The organism is Stenotrophomonas sp. YJH_SMC_81, assembly GCF_059370875.1.
Window position 1 is genome coordinate 66046 of the sequence record NZ_JCAFUB010000003.1, and the last position, 26658, is coordinate 92703.

The 26658-nt window shown below is 66.9% G+C and carries 19 protein-coding genes; 11 read left to right on the forward strand and 8 right to left on the reverse strand.

The annotated features are described in order from the left end of the window. Positions 1-853 precede the first annotated feature (853 nt). Positions 854-2113 (forward strand): enoyl-ACP reductase FabV, encoded by a 1260-nt coding sequence (gene fabV, locus AC5P8U_RS06845; protein WP_072168292.1) that lies wholly within the window; start codon positions 854-856, stop codon positions 2111-2113. Between the two features lie 112 nt (positions 2114-2225). On the opposite strand, the gene AC5P8U_RS06850 is transcribed toward fabV, so the two are convergent. From AC5P8U_RS06850 to AC5P8U_RS06860, 3 genes are all read right to left on the reverse strand, one after another. Further along, positions 2226-4295, reverse strand: a complete 2070-nt coding sequence (locus tag AC5P8U_RS06850; RefSeq protein WP_495214015.1) for an EAL domain-containing response regulator — start codon at positions 4293-4295, stop codon at positions 2226-2228. Positions 4296-4386: 91 nt separating this feature from the next. Beyond that, the gene (locus AC5P8U_RS06855) at positions 4387-5571 is read right to left on the reverse strand and encodes a BaiN/RdsA family NAD(P)/FAD-dependent oxidoreductase (RefSeq protein ID WP_061477923.1); all 1185 of its coding nucleotides are present in this window, start codon (positions 5569-5571) and stop codon (positions 4387-4389) included. Then, a complete protein-coding gene (locus tag AC5P8U_RS06860; protein ID WP_072168291.1) occupies positions 5568-6116 on the reverse strand; it encodes a YaeQ family protein in 549 nt (182 codons plus the stop codon). Before AC5P8U_RS06860 ends, AC5P8U_RS06855 begins: the two co-directional genes overlap by 4 nt. A gap of 124 nt (positions 6117-6240) precedes the next feature. Between AC5P8U_RS06860 and AC5P8U_RS06865 the strand changes: the two genes are divergently transcribed. Next, positions 6241-7110, forward strand: a complete 870-nt coding sequence (locus tag AC5P8U_RS06865; protein ID WP_495214017.1) for a pseudouridine synthase — start codon at positions 6241-6243, stop codon at positions 7108-7110. A 13-nt stretch (positions 7111-7123) separates the two neighbouring features. On the opposite strand, the gene AC5P8U_RS06870 is transcribed toward AC5P8U_RS06865, so the two are convergent. Continuing rightward, on the reverse strand, positions 7124-7612 hold the full coding sequence (locus AC5P8U_RS06870) for a YaiI/YqxD family protein (RefSeq protein WP_111007451.1): 489 nt from the start codon (positions 7610-7612) through the stop codon (positions 7124-7126). 302 nt (positions 7613-7914) lie between these two features. Here AC5P8U_RS06870 and AC5P8U_RS06875 point away from each other — a divergent pair, with 302 nt between their 5' ends. From AC5P8U_RS06875 to AC5P8U_RS06890, 4 genes are all read left to right on the forward strand, one after another. Then, positions 7915-8124, forward strand: a complete 210-nt coding sequence (locus AC5P8U_RS06875) for a cold-shock protein (RefSeq protein WP_005416210.1) — start codon at positions 7915-7917, stop codon at positions 8122-8124. Between the two features lie 188 nt (positions 8125-8312). Next, positions 8313-9002, forward strand: coding sequence for a glutathione S-transferase family protein (locus AC5P8U_RS06880; protein WP_111007450.1), 690 nt, complete (start codon positions 8313-8315; stop codon positions 9000-9002). A 32-nt stretch (positions 9003-9034) separates the two neighbouring features. Continuing rightward, positions 9035-10600: a protein adenylyltransferase SelO gene (locus AC5P8U_RS06885; protein ID WP_072168287.1), complete on the forward strand. Its 1566-nt coding sequence runs from the start codon at positions 9035-9037 to the stop codon at positions 10598-10600. Between the two features lie 579 nt (positions 10601-11179). Then, complete coding sequence (locus AC5P8U_RS06890; protein WP_111008405.1) at positions 11180-11716, forward strand: adenine phosphoribosyltransferase; 537 nt, start codon at positions 11180-11182, stop codon at positions 11714-11716. Positions 11717-11808: 92 nt separating this feature from the next. Here AC5P8U_RS06890 and dbpA read toward each other — a convergent pair whose 3' ends face one another. Both dbpA and AC5P8U_RS06900 read right to left on the reverse strand, forming a co-directional pair. Beyond that, positions 11809-13185: an ATP-dependent RNA helicase DbpA gene (gene dbpA / locus AC5P8U_RS06895; RefSeq protein WP_447897342.1), complete on the reverse strand. Its 1377-nt coding sequence runs from the start codon at positions 13183-13185 to the stop codon at positions 11809-11811. 153 nt (positions 13186-13338) lie between these two features. Next, on the reverse strand, positions 13339-14418 hold the full coding sequence (locus AC5P8U_RS06900; protein WP_072168283.1) for a YeiH family protein: 1080 nt from the start codon (positions 14416-14418) through the stop codon (positions 13339-13341). A gap of 101 nt (positions 14419-14519) precedes the next feature. On the opposite strand from AC5P8U_RS06900, the gene AC5P8U_RS06905 reads away from it, so the two are divergent. Together AC5P8U_RS06905 and AC5P8U_RS06910 are read left to right on the forward strand one after the other, a co-directional pair. Then, the gene (locus AC5P8U_RS06905; RefSeq protein ID WP_072168282.1) at positions 14520-15395 is read left to right on the forward strand and encodes a LysR substrate-binding domain-containing protein; all 876 of its coding nucleotides are present in this window, start codon (positions 14520-14522) and stop codon (positions 15393-15395) included. A 166-nt stretch (positions 15396-15561) separates the two neighbouring features. After that, entirely contained in the window at positions 15562-17445 is a 1884-nt protein-coding gene (locus AC5P8U_RS06910) for an ATP-binding cassette domain-containing protein (protein WP_061477914.1), read from the forward strand. Positions 17446-17801: 356 nt separating this feature from the next. On the opposite strand, the gene AC5P8U_RS06915 is transcribed toward AC5P8U_RS06910, so the two are convergent. Next, positions 17802-18263: a c-type cytochrome gene (locus AC5P8U_RS06915; RefSeq protein ID WP_005416218.1), complete on the reverse strand. Its 462-nt coding sequence runs from the start codon at positions 18261-18263 to the stop codon at positions 17802-17804. Between the two features lie 9 nt (positions 18264-18272). Continuing rightward, positions 18273-18656, reverse strand: a complete 384-nt coding sequence (locus tag AC5P8U_RS06920) for a c-type cytochrome (protein ID WP_061477913.1) — start codon at positions 18654-18656, stop codon at positions 18273-18275. 205 nt (positions 18657-18861) lie between these two features. Here AC5P8U_RS06920 and AC5P8U_RS06925 point away from each other — a divergent pair, with 205 nt between their 5' ends. The 3 genes from AC5P8U_RS06925 to AC5P8U_RS06935 are packed head-to-tail and all read left to right on the forward strand — an operon-like array spanning position 18862 to position 26608. Continuing rightward, on the forward strand, positions 18862-20007 hold the full coding sequence (locus AC5P8U_RS06925; RefSeq protein ID WP_049411461.1) for an efflux RND transporter periplasmic adaptor subunit: 1146 nt from the start codon (positions 18862-18864) through the stop codon (positions 20005-20007). A gap of 56 nt (positions 20008-20063) precedes the next feature. Next, the gene (locus tag AC5P8U_RS06930) at positions 20064-23525 is read left to right on the forward strand and encodes an efflux RND transporter permease subunit (protein ID WP_447897344.1); all 3462 of its coding nucleotides are present in this window, start codon (positions 20064-20066) and stop codon (positions 23523-23525) included. After that, a complete protein-coding gene (locus AC5P8U_RS06935; protein WP_065185171.1) occupies positions 23522-26608 on the forward strand; it encodes an efflux RND transporter permease subunit in 3087 nt (1028 codons plus the stop codon). The genes AC5P8U_RS06930 and AC5P8U_RS06935 overlap by 4 nt, the downstream gene beginning before the upstream one ends. Positions 26609-26658: the final 50 nt, after the last annotated feature.

Here is a 26658-nt window from a genome sequence, read left to right on the forward strand (position 1 = left end):
ACACAGAGAACCCCGCGCAAGCGGGGTTTTTGTTTGCAGGGCTTGCAGCCCTGCACCCGCGGTAGTGCCGGCCGCTGGCCGGCAACAGCAACAGCGTGTATTCCGTGGGTGGGCGGGACGGTGTCGGAGTGCGGGGACGCCGCAAGTACGTCCGTGTAGGCTTGGCAGCCGCATCCATGCGGCTGACACCCCGCACTCCGACACCGCCCCACCTCTGACAGATTCCGGCGGCTGTTGGTAGGTGTCGACCTTGGTCGACACATCTGTCAGATATCGAATGAGTCATCCACGCATGGCGTGGATCTACTGTGTCGACCAAGGTTGACACCCACCAGAACAGAAGGCCGTTCCGACAGATCGCAGAGAACTGTCGAAGGCGGGGCGGGTCCGGTTGAGGGGGGCGTGAGCCGCATGGGCCCGAGGCATGCCTCGGGCGGGTTGGGCAGGACGCCCAACCCCGGTCTTGCCGTGTGCGCAGGACAGCGCACACGAGCAAGCGGCGACCGAGCTTACATGGGTGAGGGCGCTTTGCTTGCGAAGCACTGCTTCGCAAGCGCCCGAACGCACAGCCGCCAGCGGCTGGGCCGGGCCCCGGAGGGGGACTTGCAGCGTCCCCCTCAACCGGACCCACCCCGCCCACCCCCAGGAACCCAGCTTTTGACGTTGCTCTGGCTCTGGCCGTTGCTCAGGCCTCTGCGGGTGCAGGGTGCAACCCTGCAAAAGAAACACCACCCTACGCCAGCGTCGGTTGTGCAATCTTCCCCCGCGCACTACGATCCTGCGGTTCGCGCGCGTGCGCGCCCGTACTCCTGCTGAGCGCCCCGTGCGCCGCATCTGCCAACCCGAGGTATCCATGGTCATCAAACCGCGCGTCCGCGGCTTCATCTGCGTCACCACCCACCCGACCGGCTGCGAGGCCGCGGTCAAGCAGCAGATCGACTACATCCGTGCGCGCCCGCCGATCCAGAACGGTCCCAAGCGTGTGCTGGTGATCGGCGCCTCCACCGGCTACGGCCTGGCCGCACGCATCACCGCTGCCTTCGGCAGTGGCGCTGCCACCCTCGGTATCTTCTTCGAACGACCGGGCAGTGAAACCAAGCCGGGTACCGCGGGCTGGTACAACTCGGCCGCGTTCCACAAGTACGCCGACGAAGCCGGCCTGTATGCCAAGAGCATCAATGGCGATGCCTTCTCCGATGAAGTGAAGGCGAAGACCATCGAAATGATCAAGGCCGATCTGGGCCAGGTCGACCAGGTTGTCTACAGCCTGGCCGCGCCGCGCCGCAAGCACCCGAAGACCGGCGAGATCATCAGCTCCACGCTGAAGCCGATCGGCGAGCCGATCACCCTGCGCGGGCTGGATACCGACAAGGAAGTGATCACCGAAACCACCCTGCAGCCGGCCACCCCGGAAGAAATCGCCGGCACCGTCGCGGTGATGGGCGGCGAGGACTGGCAGATGTGGATCGATGCACTGGCCGATGCCGGCGTGCTGGCCAATGGTTGTACCACCACGGCCTTCACCTACGTGGGCGAAGAGATCACCCAGGCGATCTACTGGAATGGCTCGATCGGCGCGGCCAAGAAGGACCTGGACACCAAGGTGCTGGGCCTGCGCGAAAAGCTGGCGAAAATCGGCGGCGACGCGCGCGTGTCGGTGCTGAAGGCCGTGGTGACCCAGGCCAGCTCGGCCATTCCGACCATGCCGCTGTACCTGTCGCTGCTGTTCAAGGTGATGAAGGAAAAGGGCACTCACGAAGGCTGCATCGAGCAGCTCGACGTGCTGTACGACATCCTTTACGGCGGCAAGGCTGATGGCACGGCGGTTGATCGCCTGCGCCATGACCTGGTCGATGGCGGCGGCCACACCGTCGCGCTGGTCGATGAGGAAGGCCGCCTGCGTGCGGACTACAAGGAAATGGCCGCAGACGTGCAGGGCAAGGTGGTCGCGCTGTGGCCGCAGGTGACCAACGAGAACCTGTACGAAATCAGCGACCTGGCCGGCTACAAGGCCGACTTCCTGCGCCTGTTCGGTTTTGGCGTGGAGGGCGTCGACTACGAGGCCGACGTCAATCCGGACGTGAAGATCGAAAATCTCGTCGACATGACCTGATCAAGCAGAAGGCCGGCGAAAGCCGGCCTTCTGGTTTGTGTAGAGCCGAGCCATGCTCGGCTGCTCTTCGCTTGAGTCCCGCAGCCGAGCATGGCTCGGCTACAGAGAGGCATCACCCGAATTCGAAGCCCATCTCCGGCAGCGCCGGGCCGACGAAATCGCCCTGCACGTAATCCACGCCGGCACTGAACAGCAGCGTCATCGAGTTGGCATCGCTGACGAATTCGGCAATGGTGCAGATGCCCGCTTCCTGAGCACGCGCGGTGATCTGGCTGATGCGGTCGATGTTCTCGCGGGTGGCGGCCAAGTCGCTGGTGAAGCCCCGGTCCAGCTTGAGGAACTGCGGCTGGAAGTGGGCCAGCAGCTGGAACGAGTCCAGCCCGGAACCGAACTGCTCCAGGCCGATGCGGCAGCCCAGTGGCGCCACTTCGGCAAGGAACTGCTGTGCACTGCGCAGGTGGGTGAACACCTTCGCTTCCGGTGCATGCAGCCACAGCCGTTCGCCGGGCACGCCCTGTGCCTGCAGCTCGCGGCGCAGGGTGGCGATCATCTGTGGGTCATCGAACGATTCCGGCGTGACCTTCACCAGCACCTGGGTGGCATGACCCGCACGTGCGCGTTCACCCAGCACCGCGATCGCCTGCGAGACCACCCAGCGGTTGATGTCGGCCAGCAGGCCGTGTTCCTCGGCGATGCCCAGGAACGCGGTCGGGCTCAGCAGCTCGCCATTGTTTTCCAGGCGCAGATAGGCTTCGTACAGCTCCAGTGGTTCGCCCTGCAGGTTCAGCACCGGCTGGTAGTGAAGCTGGAAACCGTCGCCGGCCAGCGCCTCGCGGATGCGCGCCACCCAGCGCTGCACACGCTCTTCCTCGACACGGTCGGCAGCAGCCGGGTCGAAGATGCGGCAGGTGTTACCCAGCTCGGCTGCAGCCTGGGTGCATTCGCTGGCGCGCGCCAGCACCTGGCCGATGCTGGCGATCTTCTCACCGACCTGCACGCCACCGATGCTGACCGTCACCGTGGCCGAGCGTGCGCCGATGCTGAAGACGTGTGCGGCGTAGGCTTCTCGGATGCGCTCGGCCAGCGCCACGGTCTGTGCGTAGGGCCCGGCCTGCAGCACGACGAAATTGTGCTCGCCGAAACGGGCCAGTTGCGCGTCCTCGCCAACCACTTCGGCCAGCAGGGCGGCGAGGGCGCCGATCAGGGTGTCGGCCGAGGCCAGGCCGATATCCGGCAGCAGGCGCGCGTAGTGGTCCGGCTCGATCAGCAGCAGGCCGAACTGGCCCTCGCTGCGCCCGGCCTGGGCCACCGCGCTTTCCAGCTGCAGCATGAAGGTCGGGCGATTGAGCAGGCCGGTGACCTGGTCGCGCTGGCGCAGGTCCTCGACCTCGCGTGCCAGTTCGGGGTCGAACTCCATGCGGCGGCGGAGCACCACCTGCAGGCAGGACTCGCCCTCGTAGGTGGCCGCCGCAAATTCCATCGTCGCCGGGAACGCACTGCCGTCCTGGTGGCGCGCGTCGAGCTGGTACTGGGGCGGCGGCGCCTCGCCACGGCTGAGGCCCTTCAGCAGCTGCTTGAAGCCCTCCACGTGCTGGGCGGCGACCATGTCCAGCAGCGAAATGCCTTCGATGTCGTCGAAATGCTCGTAGCCGAACATCTCCAGGTAGGCGTCGTTGGCGCGGATGTGCATGCCTTCATGCACGTAGGCGATGGGGTCGCGCGAGGAGGCGATCAGCGCGTCGCAGCGGCGCTCGGTCTCGCGCATCTGCGCCTCGATGCGGCGCAGGCCGCGGCGTGCCTGCAGGTCGACCCACTGGTCGCGGACCACGGCGAGCAGGTGCTCGGGGCGCTGGCGCAGGGCGAGGGCACGGATGCCATGGCTGCTGGCCTGCACGAGTTCGTCCTCGTCGATGCGCTCGGCCAGCAGCACCAGCGGGATGTCCTTGCCGCTGGCAGCGATGTGCTGGGCTGCCAGCTGCAGCGGAATGCCCTGCGACGGCGAGGCCAGCACCAGGTCGATGGCCTGGCTGGTCAGCACCTGGGCCAGCTCGGTTGCATCCTGTGGGCGCCACGGGCGTACCGCGATGCCGCTGTTGCGCAGGGTGCTGACGATGGCTTCGGCATTCTCGCCGCTGTCATCGACGATCAGCAGGCGGATGGTGATGTCGTTCGCGTTCTGCATGCACTGCTCCCCAATCTGCGAATCTAGATACACGATGCGCGGCGAACCGTCCATGCGCGTCCCCCTTGCGCGCATGGAACGGCGAAGTGGTTCACACCACGCCGCCCGCTGCGTGCCCGCTTGCCCAGGCCCATTGGAAGTTGTAGCCGCCCAGCCAGCCGGTCACGTCCAGCACCTCGCCAACGAAGTGCAGGCCGGGGACGCGCTTGGATTCCATCGTTGAGGATGACACTTCGGCGGTGTCCACGCCGCCCAGGGTGACCTCGGCGGTGCGGTAGCCTTCGGTGCCGCTGGCCACCAGCGGGAATGCGCCCAGCAGCTGCGCAGCCTGGCGCAGCACCGGCTCGTCCAGCTGGCGCACGGGGCGGTCGGGCAGCCAGTGCTCGCACAGCCGCTGTGCCAGCCGCTTCGGCAGTACCTCGCCCAGCACCGTGCGCAGCTCGGCGGCGGGGCGGTCGCGCTTCATCTGGCGCAGCCACTCGCCCGCATCCTGGCCCGGCAACAGGTCCAGCTCCAGCGCATCGCCGGGCTGCCAGAACGAAGAGATCTGCAGGATGGCCGGGCCGCTCACGCCACGGTGGGTCAGCAGCATGAAGTTCTGGAAGCTCTTGCCGTTGCAGCGCGCCTCGATCGGCAGTGCGACGCCGCTGAGGTCGGCCAGCCGCTCCTGGTGCTTGCCGCTGAGGGTCAGCGGTACCAGCCCGGCGCGGGTCGGCAGCACCTGGTGACCGAACTGGCGGGCCACTTCATAGCCAAAGCCGCTGGCCCCCATGCTGGGAATCGACAGGCCACCGGTGGCAACCACCAGCGAGGCGCAATGGAACAGGCCGTGCGTGGTGTGCACGCGGAAACCATCGCTGCCATGCTCGATGCGCTGCACGCTGCAGTCGGTACGGATCTGTACGCCGGCCGCCTGGCATTCGTCCACCAGCATTTTCACGATCTGCTTGGAGGAGACATCGCAGAACAACTGCCCCAGTTCCTTTTCGTGATAGGCGATGCCGTGCTTGTGCACCAGCTCGATGAAATGCCAGGGTGTGTAGCGGGCCAGCGCCGACTTGCAGAAATGCGGGTTGGCCGACAGGAAGTTGGCCGGTGTGGTGCCGGTGTTGGTGAAGTTGCAGCGGCCACCGCCGGACATCAGGATCTTCTTGCCGACCTTGTTGGCATGGTCGATCACCTGCACCTGGCGGCCGCGCTGGCCGGCAGTGATCGCGGTCATCAGCCCGGCTGCGCCAGCGCCGATGACCACCACGTCACAACGGATCGTGCTCATGCCTTGGCGCGCTTGCGCCAGGTCGGGATCACGTCGAGCTGCATCTGATCGTTGAGCAGCTGCACTTCACCGTCCTGGATCAGCACGCTCCAGCGCATCGCGCGCTGGATCTGCTGGCCCCACAGCTCTACGAAGGCACCGTCGAGGTCGACCACCGAGAGGTTGTCGAAGCGCGCCAGGCCCTTGCTCTGCTTGCCCCACCAGATCTCCGAGGCGTTGCCGCCATAGTTGACCACCTGCACCTGGCGGCTGCGGTTGCTGGCCTTGCGGATGCGCGATTCGTCCGGATGGCCCAGGTCGATCCACTGCAGGATGTCGCCGGTGTAGTCGTGTTCCCAGAGGTCGGGTTCGTCATCGGTGCTCAGGCCGCGGCCGAACTCCAGGCGGTCGCCGGCGTTCAGCGCGAAGGCGAGCAGGCGCACCATCAGGCGCTCGTCGGTCTCGGACGGATGCTGGGCCAGGGTCAGGTTGTGGGTCGCGTAGTAGCCGCGATCCATGTCGCTGATCTGCAGTTCGGCCTTGCGGATGGTGGCGGTAAGAGCCATGGGGGATCCGTGGACTAAAGAGGACAATGATAGAGGTTTGCTCCGGGGGTGTCCGTGGCCGGGCTGTCTGCGCAGCGTCAACGGTGGCACGCTTGCGTTCTTTCCCGTGGCCGGAGTGGACGCCATGACCTTGCCCAGCCGACTGCAGTTGCCGCCCGGGCCCTGGGCCACCCTGCTGGATGGCCTGTGTGCACGTTTCCCGCGCATCGCGCGCGCGCAATGGCAGGATCGCTTCGCGCGTGGCCGTGTGCTGGATGCGCAGGGCAGGGCGCTCACTGCGGACATGCCCTGGCAGGTCGGGCGGGAGATCCAGTACTTCCGCGAGGTGGCCGACGAACCGGTGATTCCCTTTGTCGAGACCATCGTCCATCTGGATGCGCACCTGCTGGTAGCCGACAAGCCGCATTTCCTGCCGGTGACACCTGGGGGTGGGCATGTGCGCGAGACGCTGCTGGCGCGGCTGGTCGCCCGCACCGGCAATGCTGATCTGGTACCGCTGCACCGGCTGGATCGGCTGACGGCCGGGCTGGCGCTGTTCTCGACCCAGCGAGGGTCGCGCGATGCTTACCAGCGCCTGTTCCGTGAGCGGCGCATCGAGAAGACCTATGAGGCCCTGGCACCGTCGCTGCCGGGGCTGGCGTTTCCGTTGCAGCGGGACAGCCGGTTGGTGCCGGGCGAGCCGTTCTTCCGCATGTCCGAAGTGACCGGTCAGCCCAATGCGCGCAGCCGGATCGAGCTGATCGAGGCCGAAGGGGCGATCTGGCGCTACCGGCTGCTGCCGGAGACCGGCCGCAAGCATCAGTTGCGCGTGCACATGGCCATGCTGGGGGCGCCGATCTTGGGTGACGACCTGTACCCTCAGCTTCGGCAACGGCCACTGAATGTGGCCGAGTCACCGCTGCAGCTGCTGGCGCGGGGCCTGGCCTTCGACGACCCGTTGAGTGGCGCACGACGGATGTTCAGCAGCGGCCGCAGCCTGAGCCTTCCGGCATAGGGCGGCCAGGCGCTCAGCGGGCCGGGCGTCGCGCCAGCCAGCGGTCCAGCTCGGCGGCGAACAGCTGCCGGTCGCGGGGTCCCAAGGGCGGCGGTCCGCCGGTCTGGACCCCGGCGCCGCGCAGTTCCTCCATGAAATTGCGCATCGACAGCCGCTCGGCCATGTTGTTCGGGGTGTACAGCTGGCCGCGCGGGTTCAGCGCCACGGCCTTTTTCTCCAGCACCAGCGCAGCCAGTGGGATGTCCTGGGTGACGACCAGGTCTCCGGCGGCGACCCGCTCGACGATGGCGCTGTCGGCCACGTCCAGGCCCTGCGGCACCTGGATCGAGCGCAGCCAGCGTGAGGGCGGGGTGCGGATCCACTGGTTGGCGACCAGGGTCAGTTCGATCCCCACCCGTTCAGCCGCACGAAACAGGATGTCGCGAATGACAGTGGGACAGGCGTCCGCGTCCACCCAGATGCGAGAGGGCGCGTATTCAGCGGGGATTTCAGCTTCAGTCATTTCCCCAGTGTAGGGTAGGAAAAACCTGAATGGGGGCTCGGGGTTAGCCGCGAACGGCTGCCAACCCTTGTCACGCCTAGCGGGTGACCTGTTCCCATGAACGTCGGGACTATCGCTTTTTGCGGAAAACACGCGTATCGTGCGACCCACTGTGTTTGCTAGGGTCACCGTGAATCGTGGCCTGGTGCAGTTGATCTCACGATCCGCTCATCGATCCGCTTTACCAACGCCTGCAACTCAGTCTCGGCCCCGATACCCGGTGGCTGCGATTTTTTTCAACATGTGTTTCAGGAGTTAGTAAAATGTCTGAACGTCAGACCGGCACCGTCAAGTGGTTCAACGACGCCAAGGGCTTCGGCTTCATCACCCCGGAAAGCGGCCCGGACCTGTTCGTGCACTTCCGCGCGATCCAGGGCACCGGCTTCAAGACCCTGCAGGAAGGCCAGAAGGTTACCTTCATCGCCGTCCAGGGTCAGAAGGGTATGCAGGCTGACCAGGTGCAGGCGGTCTAATCCGTCTGCTACCGTTGGGTAGCCAGAGAACGCCGGAAGCGAGAGCTTCCGGCGTTTTTTATTGCCCGCTGTTTTTTGTAGAGTCGAGCCACGCTCGACAGTTCTCAAAGACAGTGGAGCATGGCTCGGCTCTACAAAGGGCATGCAGCCGGCGCGGTAGGATGGAGACCTTCCCGAGGACCGTCCCCATGCGCATCGTTCATCACCTGGAAAACTCCCGTTCCCTGCGCGTGCTGTGGATGCTGGAGGAGCTGGGGCTGGACTACGAACTGCGCCGCTATCCGCGTGATCCGAAGACGCTGCTGGCGCCGCCGGAACTGCGCAACGTGCATCCGCTCGGCAAGTCACCGGTGCTGCAGGATGGCGAGCTGGTACTGGCCGAGTCCGGTGCGATCCTCGACTACCTCGCTGACCGTTACGACACGCAACGCCAGCTGTCGCCGTCACCGATGCCGGCTGACGGGGCCGAACGCATCGCTTACCGCTACTGGCTGCACTACGCCGAAGGCTCGGCGATGCCGCCGCTGCTGCTGACTCTGGTGATGGGCCGCATACGCAACGCGCCGATGCCGTTCTTTGCGCGCCCGATCGCACGCAGCATTGCCGACAAGGCCGAGCGCGGCTTCATCGGCCCGCAGCGGCGGCTGCATCTGGACTGGATGGAGCGCCGTCTGGCTGAAAGCCCGTGGTTTGCCGGTGAGCGCTTCAGTGCGGCCGACATCCAGATGAGCTTCCCGATCCAGGCCGCTGCCGCACGTGGCGATGGGCTCGACGACAAGCCGGCGCTGCGCGGCTTTCTCAAGCGTATTGGTGAGCGCCCGGCCTACCAGCGTGCCGAGGCCCACGGCGGCCACCTGCAGGCGCTCAGCGGCAATTGAGGCGGGCGGCCGTCGCCCCCATCTTCAGCACCATGGATACCGACAGCCTCCGTTTCGACAACCGCCTGCTGCACACCCTGCCGGGCGACCCCGAATCCGGCCCGCGCAGGCGCGAAGTGCTGGGCGCGGCCTGGTCGCCGGTGATGCCGACCCCGGTGGTGGCGCCCACGTTGCTGGCGTGGTCGCCTGAGGTTGCCACGATGCTCGGCTTCGATGCTGCCGAGATCGAGAGCGAAGGCTTCGCCGATGTATTCGGCGGCAACGCGCTGTACGCCGGCATGCAGCCATGGGCCGCCAATTACGGTGGCCATCAGTTCGGCCATTGGGCCGGCCAGCTCGGCGACGGACGTGCGATCTCGCTGGGCGAGCTGGTGGCACCCGATGGCCGCCACTGGGAGCTGCAGCTGAAGGGGGCCGGCCCGACCCCGTACTCGCGCGGTGCCGATGGACGGGCAGTGCTGCGCTCGTCGATCCGCGAGTTCCTGTGCAGCGAAGCGATGCACCACCTGGGCGTGCCGACCACGCGCGCGTTGTCGCTGGTCGGTACCGGCGAGGAGGTGGTGCGCGACATGTTCTATGACGGCCACCCGCGTGCCGAGCCTGGCGCCATCGTGTGCCGGGTCTCGCCGTCGTTCCTGCGTTTCGGTTCGTTTGAGCTGCCGGCCTCGCGTGGCGAGACGGCCTTGCTGCAACAGCTGGTGGACACCTGCATCGCCCGTGATTTCCCCGGGCTGGAGGGGCAGGGCGAGGCACTGTATGGCGACTGGTTCGCGCAGATCGCGGTGCGCACCGCCGAGATGATCGCGCACTGGATGCGTGTCGGCTTCGTGCATGGTGTGATGAACACCGACAACCTGTCCGTGCTCGGTCTCACACTTGATTACGGCCCCTATGGCTGGGTCGAGGATTTCGATCCGGAGTGGACGCCGAACACCACCGACGCCCAGGGGCGCCGCTACCGCTTCGGCACCCAGCCGCAGGTGGCGTACTGGAACCTGAGCCGATTGGCGCAGGCGCTGTCGCCGCTGTTCGCCGATGTCGCACCGCTGCAGGCGGGCCTGGCGGCCTACCAGTCCACCTTCGTGGCCTGCACGCGTCGCGATGCTGCATCGAAGCTGGGGCTGGCTGCTGCCGACGATGACGACCTGCAGCTCTACCAGCGCTGGCAGCAGCTGATGCAGGAGGGCGCCATGGACATGACCCTGGCCTGGCGTGCACTGATGCGCATCGACCCGTCGGCAGCGGACGCTACGGTTCTGGACGCGGTGTACTACGACGAGGCGCGCAAGCATTCGGTGCAGGCGCCGTTGCAGCAATGGCTGCAGGACTACGCAGCGCGCCTGCGTAGCGATCCGCTGTCGGCCCGCGAACGCTTGGCGAAGATGGCAGCGGCCAACCCGCTGTACGTGCTGCGCAACTGGCTGGCCCAGGAGGCGATCGACCGCGCAGAGCAGGGTGACCTCGGCGGTGTGCATGCGCTGCAGGACGTGCTGCGCGACCCATACACCGAACGCCCGGGGCTTGAACACTTCGCCGGCAAGCGCCCGGCGTGGGCCGACAACCGCGCCGGCTGCTCGATGCTGTCCTGCAGTTCCTGAGGGTGGGTTTCGGCAGGGCTGCGCCCTGCACCTGCAGAGGCCAAGTCAACGGCCAGAGCTGGATCCCGTGGCTTGGCGGGGCGGTGTCGGAATGCGAGGGCGCTGCAAGTACGTCCCTGTAAGCTTGGCAGCCGCATCCATGCGGCTGACACCCCGCACTCCGACACCGCCCCACCTCCGACAGATTCCGGCGGCTGTTGGTAGGTGTCGACCTTGGTCGACACGGTAGATCCACGCCATGCGTGGATGCTTTTCGTTCAATTCTCGAAATATTCGATTTCGATTGAGATTCATCCACGCATGGCGTGGATCCACGACAGATCGCAGGACTCTGTCGAAGGCGGGGTGGGTCCGGTGGCGGGAGTGTCCGCGGCATGGATGCCGCGGCCAAGCCCCCATGGACGGGTTACGGCGTCTCCCGCCATCGGATCCACCCCGCCATCCCACAGGAAACCAGCTTCTGCCGTTGCCGTTGCTTGAAGCCTCCGCAGGTGCAGGGCGCAGCCCTGCCGACACCCCCAACAGGCAGCCGGCGCCCGGAACAGGTACCCTATGCCGCCATCAGATAGCCAATGTGACATGACCGACGCCCTCGTCGCTCCGCAGTGGGCCTCCCGCCTGCGCGACATCGCCGACTTCCCCAAGCCCGGTATCCTGTTCAAGGACATCATGCCGCTGCTCGCCCACGGCGAGGACTTCCGCGGCGCGATCACCGCGATGGCCGACCGTTGGCGCGACCAGAAGCTGGACGCGGTGGTCGGCATCGAATCGCGTGGTTTCATCCTCGGCGCCGCGATGGCACTGGAGCTGGGCGTGGGCTTCGTGCCGGTGCGCAAGCCGGGCAAGCTGCCGGGCCAGGTGCTGCGTGAGGAATACACGCTGGAGTACCGCAGCGACTGCATCGAAGTGCACGCCGACGCGTTGCCGTCCGGTGCCCGCGTCGCGATCATCGATGACGTGCTGGCCACCGGCGGCACGCTGGTCGCTGCGTTGTCGCTGGTTCGCCGCCTGGGTGTTGAAGTGGTCGGTGCAGGCGTGCTGGTCGAGCTCGACGGCCTGGGCGGCCGGGCCCGCTGGGAGGCGGGCTTGCCACTGCACACCGAACTGGTGTTCTGATCGAAGGGTGAATGCCAACCAGGGTTGGCATCTACCAGAGCGAAGGGCCGGGAGCCGGTCGTTGCCAACCGTGGTTGGCAACGCGGCTTCAATCACATCATCCGTACGCGGAAACGACGGCCCTTGATCTTGCCGGCTTCCAGCCTGGTGACGGCCTTGTTGGCCTGTTCACGCGCGATCGCCACATAGGAGCGGGTCGGGAAGATCGCGATCTTCCCGATGAACTTGCTCGACAGGCCGGCATCGCCGGTCAGTGCGCCGAGGATGTCGCCCGGGCGCAGCTTGTCGGTCTTGCCGCCGTCGATGCGCAGGGTGCGCATCGCCGCCTGCGGCAACTCGGCCGGGCGCGAGGTCGCCAGTGGCGTCTTCTGCCAATCCAGCGGTTGCCCCATCTGCGCTTCGATGGCTTCGGCGCGGGTCTTTTCGCGGCCAGCCACCAGGCTGATCGCCAGGCCGCTCGCACCGGCACGGCCGGTACGGCCCACGCGGTGCTGGTAGCTCTCCACGTCGGTCGGCAGCTCGTAATTGATCACCGCCGCCAGCTCTTCCACATCGAGGCCGCGTGCAGCCACGTCGCTGGCCACCAGCACGTTGCAGCTGCGGTTGGCCAGCAAAAGCAGCACCTCCTCGCGGTCGCGCTGCTCCATGTCGCCGTGCAGGGCGAGTGCGGAGAAGCCGAACTGCTGCAGCGAGTTGGCCACTTCGTCCACATCCTTGCGGGTGTTGCAGAACACCACCGCCGATTCCGGCGCGTACTTCAGGAGCAGGCCGGCCAGCGCCTTCTGGCGATGCGCCGGTTCCACCTCGCAGAACAGGTGGCGGATGGCCGGTGCCTGGTCGGCGCCTTCCACGGTCACCTCCACCGCGTCGCGCAGCAGGTCACGCGCCATGGCGCGGATGCTGTCGGAGAAGGTGGCGGAGAACAGCAGGCTCTGGCGATCCCTGTGGGTGCGGCCGGCGATCTCGCGGATGGGCTCCTCAAAGCCCATGTCGAGCATGCGGTCGGCCTCGTCCAGCACCAGCGTGCGCACCGCGCCAAGATTCAGCGCGCGCTTGCGTGCCAGCTCCTGCACGCGGCCGGGCGTACCGACCACCACGTGCGGATCGTGGCCTTCCAGCGACGCCAGCTGCGGGCCCAGCGGCACGCCACCCACCAGCAGCAACAGCTTCAGGTTGGGAATGCCGGTGGCCAGCTTGCGGATCTGCTTGCCGACCTGGTCGGCCAGTTCGCGGGTCGGGCACAGGACCAGCGCCTGCACGCGGATCAGGCTGGGGTCGATGGCCTGCAGCAGGCCCAGGCCGAAGGCGGCGGTCTTGCCGCTGCCGGTCGGCGCCTGTGCGATCACATCGCGGCCATCGAGGATGGCCGGCAGGCTCTGCGCCTGCACGGGGGTGAGGGTGGTGTAGCCGAGGGCGTCCAGGCCGGGCTGCAGGGCCGGGCTCAGCGGCAGGGTCGAGAAATCAGTCATGGCGCATTGTACCTGCCTGCGCGGCTGGTCCCGCCTGGTGGGCCCGGGGGCGGATCCCTTTCCTCAGGAACGGGATCTGACCCCAACGGTGCCGTCATCCACGCATGGCGTGGATCTACGGGTGGGCGCCGACCCTGGTCGGTACGCTCCTGCTCAGCCCAGCACCGCCAACACACCCTGGTGGATCGCCAGGCCACCGAACAGCAGCCAGGCGAACAGGATCAGCGCCAGCAGCAGCGGTTTCAGGCCCGCCTGGCGCAGCGCCGAGACGTGGGTGGTCAGGCCCAGCGCGGCCATCGCCATCGCCAACAGCACCGTGTCCAGCTGCACCAGCCCGGCCTGCAGGCCGGCCGGCAGCAGATGCAGCGAGTTGAAACCGGCCACGGCCACGAAACCGAACGCGAACCACGGCACCACGATGCGCGCCTTGCTGCCGTCGGCGCTGGCCTTGCCGCCACGCGCCAGCCACAACGACAACACGACCAGGAACGGCGCCAGCAGCATCACCCGCACCATCTTGGTGATCACCGCGGTATCGGCGGCGGCTTCGCTGACCGCGCGGCCGGCGGCCACCACCTGCGCCACTTCGTGCACAGTCGCACCAGTGAACAGGCCGTACTGCCGCGCGTCCATCGCCAGCCAGCCGTGCGACTGCACCAGCGCGTACAGCGCCGGGTACAGGAACATCGCCAGCGTGCCGAACACCACGACGGTGGAAACCGCGACAGTGACCTGCGCAGCGCGGCCGCGCACCACCGGTTCGGCGGCCATCACCGCTGCCGCACCGCAGATCGCGCTGCCGGCGCCGATCAGCATTGCCGCCTCGCGTTCCATCTTGAACACACGAACGCCCAGCCAGCAGGCCAGGCCGAAGGTGCTGGCGACCACCAGCACGTCCATCAGCACGCCGCTGACGCCGACATGGCCGATGTCCTGGAAGGTCAGGCGCAGGCCGTACAGCACGATGCCGGCGCGCAGCAGCCAGTGCTTGGAGAAACCGACGCCGGCCGCGCTGCTCGGTGCCAGCCGCGGGTAGAGCGTGTTGCCCACCACGATGCCGCCCACGATGGCTACCGTCAGTGCACTCAGACCACGCGCCTGCAGCCAGGAAAGCTCGGCCAGGTACAGCGATACCGCCGCGATCAGGCCCACCAGCAGTAGACCAGGCAGGCGCGGCTGCCAGCGCTGGCGCAGGGCGGGCAGGGACCAGGGGGAGAGGGCGGGGGCGTTCATGGCAGGGCAGGGCTGTGGTGACGAGGCAAGCGTGCGCCTTCGTTCATGACCTGTAAAACGAATACTATGGGTAAAAGCTACCTATAAGATGGGTAATCTGCATGCGCCTGACCCTACGCCAGCTTCAGGTTTTCGTTGCCATCGCCGACCACGGCAGCACCACCGCCGCCGGCCAGGCCATCGCGCTCTCGCAGTCGGCCAGCAGCGCCGCCCTGCAGGAGCTGGAGGCGCACTTCGGCACCCCACTGTTCGACCGCATCGGCCGCCGCCTGGCCCTGAATGGTCATGGCCGCGCGCTGCTGGAGCCGGCGCGCACCCTACTGGTCAACGCCGCCGATCTGGAGCGGCAGCTGGCCGCCGGCGGCGACCCGTCGCAGGGCGCGCCGCTGCGATTGGTGCTGGCCGCCAGTACCACCATCGGCAACTACCTGCTGCCGCAGCGCATCGCTGAACTGCTGCGGCAGGCGCCGCAGGCCGAAGTCGACCTGCGCATCGACAATAGTGCTGGCGTAGTCGGCGCCGTGCAGCGCCTGGACGTCGACGCCGGCCTGATCGAAGGCCCGTGCCATGAGCGCGGTTTGCAGGTCACGGCCTGGCAGCAGGATCCGCTGGTGATCGTCGGCGCCGCCGACGTTCTCCCGCGCTGGTCGCTGGACGAACTGCGCCGCGCCCGCTGGCTGCTGCGCGAACCGGGCTCCGGCACCCGTGAAGCAGTGGAACAGGCCCTGCTGCCGCACCTGCGTGGCTTCGCCCAGACGCTGCAGCTGGGCAATACCGAAGCGATCAAGCAGGCCGCGATCGCCGGCCTCGGCCTGGCCTGCCTCTCGCGTCACGCGCTGGAAGAGCCGCTGGCGCTGGGTCGTCTGCGCGTGCTCGAAACCCCGTTGCCTCCGCTGCAGCGCACGCTGTGGCTGGTACGCCACCCCGGCAAGCAATGGCTGCCGGGGTTGCAGGCGTTGCTGGGGGAGGTGGGGTAGCCGGGATCCATCCGCACAGCGCGAATTCCACGACGGGATCCGCGCCCCGCCGTCCCACAGGAAACCAGCTTTTTGACGTTGCCGTTGAGGCTGCCGGCCAGCGGTCGGCACTACCGCGGGTGCCGGGTGCAACCCGGCCGACGCCCCCAACCCGTACAATATCCGGATGCCTCTGATTACTCTGCAGAACGTCGACTTCAGCGTCGGCGGCCCGTTGTTGCTGGAAAAGGCCGAACTGTCGATCGAGCCGGGTGAACGCATCGCCCTGATCGGCCGCAACGGCGCCGGCAAATCCACCTTGCTCAAGCTGCTGTCCGGCGACCACAAGCCCGATGACGGCGAAGTCCGCGTGCAGCAGGGCGTGCGCGTCACCCGCCTGGAGCAGGAAGTGCCACATGGCGCCGCCGGCTCGGTGTTTGACGTCGTCGCCGATGGCCTCGGTGAACTGGGCCAGTGGCTGGCCGAATTCCATCACCTCAGCCACGCCGAAGTATTTGATGGCGAAGCCCTGGGCAACGTGCAGGCCAAGATCGACGCCGCCAACGGCTGGGGCCTCGATCAGCGCGTCAGCGAAACCCTGACCAAGCTCGACCTGGACGGCGAGGCCGAGTTCGGCCGCTTGTCCGGCGGCATGAAGCGCCGCGTGCTGCTCGCCCGTGCGCTGGTGTCCAGCCCCGACGTGCTGCTGCTGGACGAACCGACCAACCACCTCGATATCGAAGCCATCGACTGGCTCGAAGCGTTCCTGAAGGGTTGGAGCGGCAGCGTGGTGTTCGTTACCCATGACCGCCGCTTCCTGCGCGCACTGGCCACCCGCATCGTCGAGATCGACCGTGGCCAGGTCACCAGCTGGCCGGGCGACTGGGCCAACTACGAGCGTCGCCGGGAGGAACGCCTCAACGCGCAGGCGCAGGAAAACGCGCGCTTCGACAAGCTGCTGGCGCAGGAAGAAGTCTGGATCCGCCAAGGCATCAAGGCGCGCCGCACCCGCGATGAGGGCCGCGTGCGCCGCCTGAAGGCGATGCGCGTGGAGCGTTCGCAGCGCCGTGATCTCAGCGGCAACGTCAAGATGGAAGCCGCACAGGGCATCAGCTCTGGCAAGAAGGTCATCGACGTCAAGGATATTTCGTTCGCCTTCGGTGAGCGCACCATGGTCCGCGACTTCACCACCACCATCATGCGCGGCGACCGCATCGGCCTGATCGGCCCCAACGGCAGCGGCAAGACGACGCTGCTGAAGCTGCTGCTGGGCGAGCTGCAGCCGGCCAAGGGCGAAGTCAACGCCGGCACCAACCTGCAGATCGCCTATTTCGACCAGTACCGTGCGGTGCTGCGCGAAGACTGGAGCGCGATCGAGAACGTGGCCGAAGGCCGCGATTTCCTCGAGTTCAACGGCAAGCGCAAGCACGTGCATGCCTACCTGCAGGACTTCATGTTCACCCCGGAACGCGCGCGTGCGCCGATCACCCGCCTGTCCGGTGGCGAGCGCAACCGCCTGCTGCTGGCCAAGCTGTTCGCGCAGCCGTCCAACCTGCTGGTGATGGACGAACCGACCAACGACCTGGACGTGGAAACCCTGGAGCTGCTGGAAGAGCTGCTGGGCGAGTACACCGGCACCCTGCTGCTGGTCAGCCATGACCGTGACTTCATCGACAACGTGGTGACCTCCACGCTGGTGATGGAAGGCGACGGCGTGATCGGCGAGTACGTCGGTGGCTACAGCGACTGGCAGCGTTATGCGGCCAGCGTGGCAGCGCCTGCCGCGACCCCCGCCGCCAAGCCGGCAGCCGCAGCACCTGCCGCGCCGGCTGCTGCCACCCCGGCTGCGCCCAAGCGCAAGCTGGCCTACAAGGAAGCGCGCGAGCTGGAGCAGCTGCCGAAGACCATCGAGAAGCTGGAAAGCGATGTCGAAGGGCTGACCTCGGCGATGAACGATCCGTCGTTCTACACCCGCAGCAGTGCCGAAGTGACCGCGCACACCCAGCAGCTGGCCAAGGTGCAGGCCGAGCTGGATGCCGCGTACGCGCGCTGGGAAGAGCTGGAAGGCTGAGCGGCTACCACGGCCGTCTCGCCCTGCGGGCGGCTGTGGTTTTTGATCTGATTCCGCCTTGAAGCGAGCCGAGCACCGCAGGTCCGGCGAGGGCGAAGAGGCGCGGGTGTCTGAGCGCAGCGAGTTCCCGCGCCGTCCCTCGGTGGACCGAGGAGCGCAGGGTACCGGTGCGTAGCATCGGCTCGCGGACGGCGGAGCGTTTCTTTTGGTTACTTTTCTTTGCGAGCACCGCACTGCAGGAGCAGAGCGGAACGGCATAGCCGGCCCGCAGGGTGACGCACAAGGATGTGCGTCATCAAGAAAAGTAACGCCCATGAACGCATCAGATTGCAGCAGTCATGATCCGCGCAGAGCGGTCATTTGACCCCGTGCAGATCCCGCAACTGGCTCGGCCGGCTGCCGAAATACGCCGCCAGATCGGCGATGTCCTGATCGCTCAGGTCCTTCGCCTGCGGCGTCATCAGCGCATGCTGGCGGTCGCCGGCGCGGTAGGCCTGCAGCGCATGCGCCAGATAGTCGCCGTACTGGCCACCCAGTTTCGGATAGGTCGGATCGATCGGCGCATTGCCGTCGGCCCCATGGCAGTCGATGCAGCTCTGGTTGGTGGCCTTGCCCTTCACCTTGGCGCGGGCTTCACCGGCGGCCTCGCGGCCTGCCGGCAGGCCAGCGGAGGACGAAGAACCGTGTTCGCCGCTGGCATGGCCCGGGTCGGCGGCGGATTTCTCGCTGTTTTCCACCTGCGACTGCGAACAGGCCGCCAGCAGCAGGGCAACGGACAGGGCGATGGCGTGACGCATCGGATGCGCGGCTTTCGACATGGGCGGGCCTTACTTGACGGTGGACAGGTAAACAGAGAGATCGGCGATCTCCTGTTCGCTGAAACTCATCGACTGTGCCTGCATCGTCGGATGCCGGCGCTTGCCCTGGCGGTACTCGGTCAGGGCCTGGGCCAGGTACTGCTGGGTCTGGCCGCCGATCTTCGGCACCCGGTAGCTGGGGTAGGCGTTCTTGTAGCCGGTGATGCCGTGGCACCCCTGGCAGGTGTAGGCCAGGACACGGCCATTGTCGAAGTTGCCGGTGGGCGTGGCAGGCGCCGGCGCGGCGGCAGGCGCCGGGGCGGGTGTGGCAGGAGCGGGAGCGGGCTGTGCGGCGGCCCCAAGGGGCAGGAGGACGGCCAGAGCGAGACAAGCGGCGAGCGGCTGCGGGCGCATGGTGTCGTTTCCGGGGATTCGGGTCTGGTCGTTCCGGCGTGGGGTACGGAACGACCCGAGTATAGCCTCAGGTTTCATCTAGCTGAAATGGGGGCGGGCCGACCAGCGGCGTGAAGACACCATGACCTTTGGGATATGGTGTTGCCGTGAAGTGGTGCATTACTTTGCTACCACACCTGTCCACGCATCCTCCAGGGACCCGACGATGTCGCACCCAACCTTCCTGTCCGGCCGTCGCAGCGGAATCTGCGCTGCCGCACTGCTGATCTCCACCTCCCTGCTGCTGGGCGGTTGCGCCGCAGGGCCCAATTCCGAAGCCAAGGCTGCCGAGACCAAGGAGGAGAAAAAGGTCGACGCCGTCCCGGTCGAAGTGGCGGTGGCCAGCCATCGTGCCGTCGCGGCCAGCTACACCGGTACCGCTGCACTGGAGCCACGCGCCGAGTCGCAGGTGGTCGCCAAGACCTCCGGCGTAGCCCTGGCGGTGCTGGTCGAGGAAGGGCAGCGGGTCACCGCCGGCCAGCCGCTGGTGCGGCTGGACCCGGATCGTGCACGCCTGGCCGTGGCGCAGAGCGAAGCGCAGATGCGCAAGCTGGAAAACAACTACCAGCGCGCACAGAAGCTGGTCGGCCAGCAGATGGTCAGCGCCGCCGATGTCGACCAGCTGCGCTACGACCTGGAGAACGTCCGTGCGCAGTACCGCCTGGCCACGCTGGAGCTGTCCTACACCACGGTCGTGGCACCGATCTCGGGTGTGATCGCCTCACGCTCGATCAAGACCGGCAACTTCGTGCAGATCAATACACCGATCTTCCGCATCGTCGACAACTCGCGGCTGGAGGCCACCCTCAACGTACCCGAACGTGAGCTGGCCACCCTGCGTGCCGGCCAGCCGGTGACGCTGGCGGCCGACGCACTTCCGGGCCAGAGCTTCACCGGCACCGTTGACCGCATCGCGCCGGTGGTGGACTCGGGCAGCGGCACGTTTCGCGTGGTCAGTGCCTTCGATGGCGCCGCCCACGCGCTGCAGCCCGGCATGTTCGGCCGCATCCGCATCGATTACGACCAGCGTGCCGATGCGCTGGTGGTGCCGCGCCTGGCGTTGCTCGATGACGGTGAACCTGCGGTGTTCCGCGTGCGCGAAGGCAAGGTCGCACGCGTTCCGGTCAAGCTGGGTTACGCCGAGGGCCCGTGGGTGGAGATCCGTGATGGCCTGGCGGCCGGTGATCAGGTGGTCACCGCCGGCAAGGTCGCCCTGCGCGACGGCACCACGGTGCAGGTGATTGCCGATCCGAAGGCGAAGGCGGTCGCGGCGGCCGCCAAGCCCGCAGACAAGGCCGGGAGCAAGCAATGACTGCCCCGGGCCTCGACCACGGTGCCTCGCCGGCGAGCGACGGCGCCGCCGCCGGCATGCGCGGCGGCCTGGTGGAATTCGCCACGCGCCGCCGCGTGACCATCGCCATGTGCACGGTCACCCTGCTGCTGTTCGGCCTGATCGCGCTCGGCAACCTCAAGGTCAACCTGCTGCCCGACCTGAGCTACCCGACGCTGACCGTGCGCACCGAATACACCGGTGCGGCGCCGACCGAAATCGAAACCCTGATCACCCAGCCGGTTGAAGAAGCGGTGGGCGTGGTCAAGAACCTGCGCAAGCTGAAGTCGGTCTCGCGCACCGGCCAGAGCGATGTGGTGCTGGAGTTCGCCTGGGGCACCAACATGGACCAGGCCAGCCTGGAGGTGCGCGACAAGATGGAAGCGCTGAACCTGCCACTGGAGGCCAAGGCTCCGGTGCTGCTGCGCTTCAATCCGTCCACCGAGCCGATCATGCGCTTGGTGCTGTCGAACAAGACGGCGCCGACCAGCGATGCCGATGCGGTCCGCGAGCTGACCGGCCTGCGCCGCTATGCCGATGAAGACCTGAAGAAGAAGCTGGAGCCGGTCACCGGCGTGGCAGCAGTGAAGGTGGGCGGTGGCCTGGAAGACGAGATCCAGGTCGACATCGACCAGCAGAAGCTGGCGCAGCTGAACCTGCCGATCGACACCGTCATCAAGCGTCTCAAGGACGAGAACATCAACATCTCCGGCGGCCGCCTGGAAGAGGGCTCCCAGCGCTTCCTGGTGCGTACCGTCAACCAGTTCGCTGACCTCGAGGAAATCCGCAACCTGCTGGTCACCACCCAGGCCGCCAACGGCAGCGCAGCGGATTCGGCGCTGCAGCAGATGTTCAACATCGCCGCGTCGACCGGTTCGGCGGCAGCCATCGCGGCGGCGTCGGCGGCACAGAGCGCATCATCCGGCGGCGGCTCCAGCGTGGTCGCCAACGGCGTGCCGGTGCGCCTGAAGGACGTGGCCACCGTGCGCCAGGGCTACAAGGAGCGCGAAGCGATCATCCGCCTGGGCGGCAAGGAGGCGGTCGAGCTGGCCATCTACAAGGAAGGTGATGCCAACACCGTGTCGACCGCCGAAGCGCTGCGCAAGCGCCTGGAGCAGATCAAGGGCACGTTCCCGTCCGATGTCGAGCTGACCACCATCGAGGACCAGTCGCGCTTCATCGAGCACGCCATCGCCGACGTCAAGAAGGATGCGGTGATCGGTGGCCTGCTGGCGATCCTGATCATCTTCCTGTTCCTGCGCGATGGCTGGAGCACGTTCGTGATCAGCCTGTCGTTGCCGGTCTCGATCATCGCCACGTTCTTCTTCATGGGCCAGCTCGGCCTGAGTCTGAACGTGATGTCGCTGGGCGGCCTGGCCTTGGCCACCGGCCTGGTGGTGGATGACTCGATCGTGGTGCTGGAGAGCATCGCCAAGGCCCGCGAGCGTGGCCTGGGCATCCTGCAGGCGGCCATTGCCGGCACCCGCGAAGTGAGCATGGCGGTGGTTGCCTCGACCCTGACCACCATCGCCGTGTTCCTGCCGCTGGTGTTCGTCGACGGGATTGCCGGACAGCTGTTCCGCGACCAGGCGCTGACCGTGGCGATCGCCATTGCGATCTCGCTGCTGGTGTCGATGACCCTGATCCCGATGCTGAGCTCGCTGAAGGGGCGGCCACCGCTGGCGTTCCCGGAAGAGGCGCCGAACGCAGCATGGCAGCCGCAGAAGCGCTGGCAGAAGCCGGTCGCGCTGGGCCGCCGTGGCGTGGTTGCCAGCGTGCGCTGGAGCTTCTATGCGCTGGCCTGGCTTGTCGTGCGCGTGTGGCGTGGCGTGGTGGCAGTGGTCGGCCCGGTGATGCGCAAGGCCAGTGATCTGGCGATGAAGCCCTATGCAGGCGCCGAGCGAGGCTACCTGCGCCTGCTGCCGAGTGCGCTGGCGCATCCCGGCAAGGTGCTGGGCGTGGCAGCCATCATCTTCGTGGCGACCATGGCGCTGGTACCGATGCTTGGCGCGGACCTGATTCCGCAGCTGGCGCAGGACCGGTTCGAAATGACGGTGAAGCTGCCGGCCGGCACGCCGCTGAAGCAGACCGATGCGCTGGTGCGCGAGCTGCAGCTGGCGCACGGCAAGGGGGAGGGCGTGGCCTCGCTGTATGGCGTCAGTGGCAGCGGCACCCGGCTGGATGCCAGTCCGACCGAAAGCGGTGAGAACATCGGCAAGCTGACTGTGGTGATGGAAGGTGGTGGCAACGCGCGCACCGAAGCAGCAATCACCGAGCGCCTGCGCGGCACCATGAGCCAGCACCCGGGCGCCCAGGTCGACTTCGCGCGGCCGGCATTGTTCAGCTTCTCCACGCCGTTGGAAATCGAACTGCGCGGGCAGGACATGGCCACCCTGGAAGTGGCCGGGCAACGCCTGGCGGCGATGCTGCGCGGCAATGCGCACTACGCCGACGTGAAATCGACGGTGGAAGAGGGCTTCCCGGAAATCCAGATCCGCTTCGACCAGGAGCGCGCGGGTGCGCTGGGCCTGACCACCCGCCAGATCGCCGACGTGGTGGTGAAGAAGGTGCGCGGCGACGTCGCCACCCGCTACAGCTTCCGAGATCGCAAGATCGACGTGCTGGTGCGTGCCCAGGAAGGTGACCGCGCCAGCGTCGAGAGCATCCGCCGTCTGATCGTCAATCCGGGCAGCACCCGCCCGGTCACCTTGGACGCGGTGGCCGACGTGGTCGCCACCACCGGCCCCAGCGAGATCCATCGTGCCGACCAGACCCGGGTGGCGGTGGTATCGGCCAACCTGCGCGACATCGACCTTGGCGCCGCCATGCGCGAAGTGCAGCAGATGGTGGCCGAGCAGCCGCTGGGCGCGGGCGTTGGCCTGCACATCGGTGGCCAGGGCGAGGAGCTGGCGCAGGCGGCGAAGTCGCTGATCTTCGCCTTTGGACTGGCGATCTTCCTGGTCTACCTGGTGATGGCCTCGCAGTTCGAGTCGCTGCTGCACCCGTTCGTGATCCTGTTCACCATCCCGCTGGCGCTGGTCGGCGCGATCCTGGCGCTGATGCTGACCGGCAAGCCCATCTCGGTGGTGGTGTTCATCGGCCTGATCCTGCTGGTCGGCCTGGTCACCAAGAACGCGATCATCCTGATCGACAAGGTCAACCAGCTGCGCGAAGCCGGCGTGGCCAAGCATGAGGCGCTGGTGGAAGGTGCGCGCTCGCGCCTGCGCCCGATCATCATGACCACGCTGTGCACGCTGTTCGGCTTCCTGCCGCTGGCGGTGGCGATGGGCGAGGGCGCCGAAGTGCGTGCACCGATGGCGATCACCGTGATCGGTGGCCTGCTGGTGTCGACGCTGCTGACGCTGCTGGTGATCCCGGTGGTGTACGACCTGATGGATCGTCGCGGCGACGCCTACTACCGTGAGCGCGGCCGCAAGCACGCCGGCGAGATCGAGCCGGGCGCAGCAGGCAGCGCGGCGGGTGTGGAGGAGCCGGCATGAGCGTTGCCGAGTTCTCCATCCGCCGCCCGGTCACTACCATCATGTGCTTCGTGTCGCTGGTGGTGATCGGCCTGATCGCTTCGTTCCGGCTGCCGTTGGAGGCGCTGCCGGACATCTCGGCGCCGTTCCTGTTCGTGCAGATCCCGTACACCGGTTCGACGCCCGAGGAAGTGGAGCGGACCATCATCCGCCCGGTCGAGGAGTCGCTGGCGACGATGACCGGCATCAAACGCATGCGCTCATCGGCCACCTCCGAGGCGGCGCTGATCTACATCGAGTTCAGCGACTGGGACCGCGACATCGCCATTGCCGCGTCCGACGCGCGCGAGCGTATCGATGCGATCCGCAGCGACCTGCCCGACGACCTACAGCGCTACAACGTGTTCAAGTGGTCCAGCAGTGACCAGCCGGTACTGAAGGTGCGCCTGGCCAGCACCACCGACCTGACCACTGCCTATGACATGCTCGACCGTGAGTTCAAGCGGCGCATCGAGCGCATCCCGGGTGTGGCCCGCGTCGATATCACCGGTGCACCGCCGAACGAGGTGGAGATCGCCATCGATCCGAACCGGCTCAACGCGCATGGGTTGAGCATCAACGAGCTGAGCGAGCGCCTGCGCACGCTGAACTTCTCGATCTCGGCCGGTCAGATCGACGACAACGGCCAGCGCGTGCGCGTGCAGCCGGTGGGCGAGATCACCGACCTGCAGGAAATGCGCGACCTGGTGATCAACGCCAAGGGCCTGCGCCTGGGCGATATCGCCGACGTGCGCCTGAAGCCGGCGCGGATGAACTACGGGCGCCGTCTGGACGGCAACCCGGCGGTGGGCCTGGACATCTTCAAGGAGCGCAGTGCCAACCTGGTGGACGTCTCGCGTGCGGCGCTGGCCGAAGTCGAGGCGATCCGCGCGCAGCCGTCGATGCGCGACGTGCAGATCAAGGTGATCGACAACCAGGGCAAGGCAGTGACCTCGTCACTGCTGGAGCTGGCCGAAGCCGGTGCGGTCGGCCTGATCCTGTCGGTGACGGTGCTGTTCTTCTTCCTGCGCCATTGGCCGTCGACGCTGATGGTGACCCTGGCCATTCCGATCTGCTTCACCATCACCCTGGGCTTCATGTACTTCGTCGGGGTGACGCTGAACATCCTGACCATGATGGGCCTGCTGCTGGCCGTGGGCATGCTGGTCGACAACGCCGTGGTGGTGGTGGAGAGCATCTACCAGGAGCGCGAGCGCATGCCGGGGCAGCCACGGCTGGCCTCGATCATCGGCACCCGCAACGTGGCCATCGCGCTCAGCGCCGGTACGCTGTGCCACTGCATCGTGTTCGTGCCGAACCTGTTCGGCGAGACCAACAACATCAGCATCTTCATGGCGCAGATCGCGATCACCATCTCGGTCTCGCTGCTGGCCTCGTGGCTGGTCGCGGTCAGCCTGATTCCGATGCTGTCCGCACGCATGGCCACACCCAAGCTGGTGCACTCGCAGACCGGCCTGATCGCGCGCCTGCAGCGGCGCTATGCACAGTTGCTGGACTGGTCGCTGCATCACCGCGGTTGGAGCCTGCTCGGCATCCTGCTGGTGGTGCTGGTCAGCCTGGTGCCGATGAAGCTGACCAAGGTCGACATGTTCGGTGGCGAGGGCGGCAAGGACATCTTCATCGGCTACATGTGGAAGGGCGCCTACACCTACCGGCAGATGTCCGAGGAAGTGGCGCGCGTGGAGAGCTGGATCGACCAGAACCGCGAGCGCCTGCACGTCAAGCAGGTGTACTCCTGGTACAGCGAGCAGGAAGGCAGCTCCACGGTGGTCACCCTGGACGAGAAGTACGCCAAGGACATCAAGGCGCTGCAGGAAGAGTTGCGCAAGGGCCTGCCGAAGTCCGCCCGCACCGACTATTTCGTCGGCAACCAGGGCGGCGATGGTGGGGGTGGCGGCAACCAGGGCGTGCAGGTGCAGCTGGTGGGCGATTCCAGCTCGATGCTGCAGGAGATCGGCCAGGAAGTGGTGCCGTTGCTGGCGCAGCGTGCCGAACTGCGGGACGTGCGCATCGACAATGGCGAGAAGGGCGGCGAGCTGAAGGTGCGCGTCGACCGTGAGCGTGCCGCAGCGTTCGGCTTCAACGCCGAACAGGTGGCCAGCTTCGTCGGCCTGGCGCTGCGCGGCGCACCGATGCGCGAGTTCCGCCGCGGTGACAATGAAGTGCCGGTGTGGGTGCGCTTTGCCGGCGCCGAGCAGAGCAGCCCGGAAGACCTGGCCGGTTTCAGCGTGCGTACCGGCGATGGCCGCAGCGTGCCGCTGCTGAGCCTGGTCACCGTGGACGTTGGTTCGTCGGCCACCCAGATCGGCCGTACCAACCGTCAGACGACATTGACCATCAAGGCCAACCTGGCCGGGAAGGTCACCGCGCCGGACGGGCGCAAGGCGATCGAAGCCGTGCTCAAGCCGATGAACTTCCCGGCCGGCTACGGCTTCACCTTCGATGGCGGCGACTACGGCAACGATGATGAAGCCATGCAGCAGATGGTGTTCAACCTGCTGATCGCGCTGGTGATGATCTACGTGGTGATGGCGGCGGTGTTCGAGTCGCTGCTGTTCCCGGCGGCAATCATGAGTGGCGTGCTGTTCTCGATCTTCGGCGTGTTCTGGCTGTTCTGGATCACCGGCACCTCGTTCGGGATCATGTCCTTCATCGGCATCCTGGTGCTGATGGGCGTGGTGGTGAACAACGGCATCGTGATGATCGAGCACATCAACAACCTGCGGCGCAGCGGCATGGGCCGTACCCAGGCGCTGGTGGAAGGCTCACGCGAACGCCTGCGCCCGATCATGATGACCATGGGCACGGCGATCCTGGCGATGGTGCCGATCTCGCTGACCGACACGCAGATGTTCGGCAATGGCCCGGAGTACTCGCCGATGGCGCGTGCGATTGCCGGCGGCCTGGCGTTCTCGACCGTGGTCAGCCTGCTGTTCCTGCCGACGATCTACGCGGTGCTCGATGACCTGCGTAATGCCGTGACGCGCCTGATCCGCCGTGCGCGTGGAGTGGAAATGGTAGAGCCGGGCGCTGCCCGGCTGTAACGCACGTCAACGTGTTGTGGTGTGGGGGAGGCCGGTCGTAGTGGGGCGGT

What these genes read in the sequence shown, in the direction of transcription:
- fabV (WP_072168292.1), top strand. Translation starts at nt 854, where the DNA reads ATGGTCATCAAACCGCGCGTCCGCGGCTTCATCTGCGTCACCACCCAC.
- AC5P8U_RS06850 (WP_495214015.1), bottom strand. Translation starts at nt 4,295, where the DNA reads ATGCAGAACGCGAACGACATCACCATCCGCCTGCTGATCGTCGATGAC.
- AC5P8U_RS06855 (WP_061477923.1), bottom strand. Translation starts at nt 5,571, where the DNA reads ATGAGCACGATCCGTTGTGACGTGGTGGTCATCGGCGCTGGCGCAGCC.
- AC5P8U_RS06860 (WP_072168291.1), bottom strand. Translation starts at nt 6,116, where the DNA reads ATGGCTCTTACCGCCACCATCCGCAAGGCCGAACTGCAGATCAGCGAC.
- AC5P8U_RS06865 (WP_495214017.1), top strand. Translation starts at nt 6,241, where the DNA reads ATGACCTTGCCCAGCCGACTGCAGTTGCCGCCCGGGCCCTGGGCCACC.
- AC5P8U_RS06870 (WP_111007451.1), bottom strand. Translation starts at nt 7,612, where the DNA reads ATGACTGAAGCTGAAATCCCCGCTGAATACGCGCCCTCTCGCATCTGG.
- AC5P8U_RS06875 (WP_005416210.1), top strand. Translation starts at nt 7,915, where the DNA reads ATGTCTGAACGTCAGACCGGCACCGTCAAGTGGTTCAACGACGCCAAG.
- AC5P8U_RS06880 (WP_111007450.1), top strand. Translation starts at nt 8,313, where the DNA reads ATGCGCATCGTTCATCACCTGGAAAACTCCCGTTCCCTGCGCGTGCTG.
- AC5P8U_RS06885 (WP_072168287.1), top strand. Translation starts at nt 9,035, where the DNA reads ATGGATACCGACAGCCTCCGTTTCGACAACCGCCTGCTGCACACCCTG.
- AC5P8U_RS06890 (WP_111008405.1), top strand. Translation starts at nt 11,180, where the DNA reads ATGACCGACGCCCTCGTCGCTCCGCAGTGGGCCTCCCGCCTGCGCGAC.
- dbpA (WP_447897342.1), bottom strand. Translation starts at nt 13,185, where the DNA reads ATGACTGATTTCTCGACCCTGCCGCTGAGCCCGGCCCTGCAGCCCGGC.
- AC5P8U_RS06900 (WP_072168283.1), bottom strand. Translation starts at nt 14,418, where the DNA reads ATGAACGCCCCCGCCCTCTCCCCCTGGTCCCTGCCCGCCCTGCGCCAG.
- AC5P8U_RS06905 (WP_072168282.1), top strand. Translation starts at nt 14,520, where the DNA reads ATGCGCCTGACCCTACGCCAGCTTCAGGTTTTCGTTGCCATCGCCGAC.
- AC5P8U_RS06910 (WP_061477914.1), top strand. Translation starts at nt 15,562, where the DNA reads ATGCCTCTGATTACTCTGCAGAACGTCGACTTCAGCGTCGGCGGCCCG.
- AC5P8U_RS06915 (WP_005416218.1), bottom strand. Translation starts at nt 18,263, where the DNA reads ATGTCGAAAGCCGCGCATCCGATGCGTCACGCCATCGCCCTGTCCGTT.
- AC5P8U_RS06920 (WP_061477913.1), bottom strand. Translation starts at nt 18,656, where the DNA reads ATGCGCCCGCAGCCGCTCGCCGCTTGTCTCGCTCTGGCCGTCCTCCTG.
- AC5P8U_RS06925 (WP_049411461.1), top strand. Translation starts at nt 18,862, where the DNA reads ATGTCGCACCCAACCTTCCTGTCCGGCCGTCGCAGCGGAATCTGCGCT.
- AC5P8U_RS06930 (WP_447897344.1), top strand. Translation starts at nt 20,064, where the DNA reads ATGCGCGGCGGCCTGGTGGAATTCGCCACGCGCCGCCGCGTGACCATC.
- AC5P8U_RS06935 (WP_065185171.1), top strand. Translation starts at nt 23,522, where the DNA reads ATGAGCGTTGCCGAGTTCTCCATCCGCCGCCCGGTCACTACCATCATG.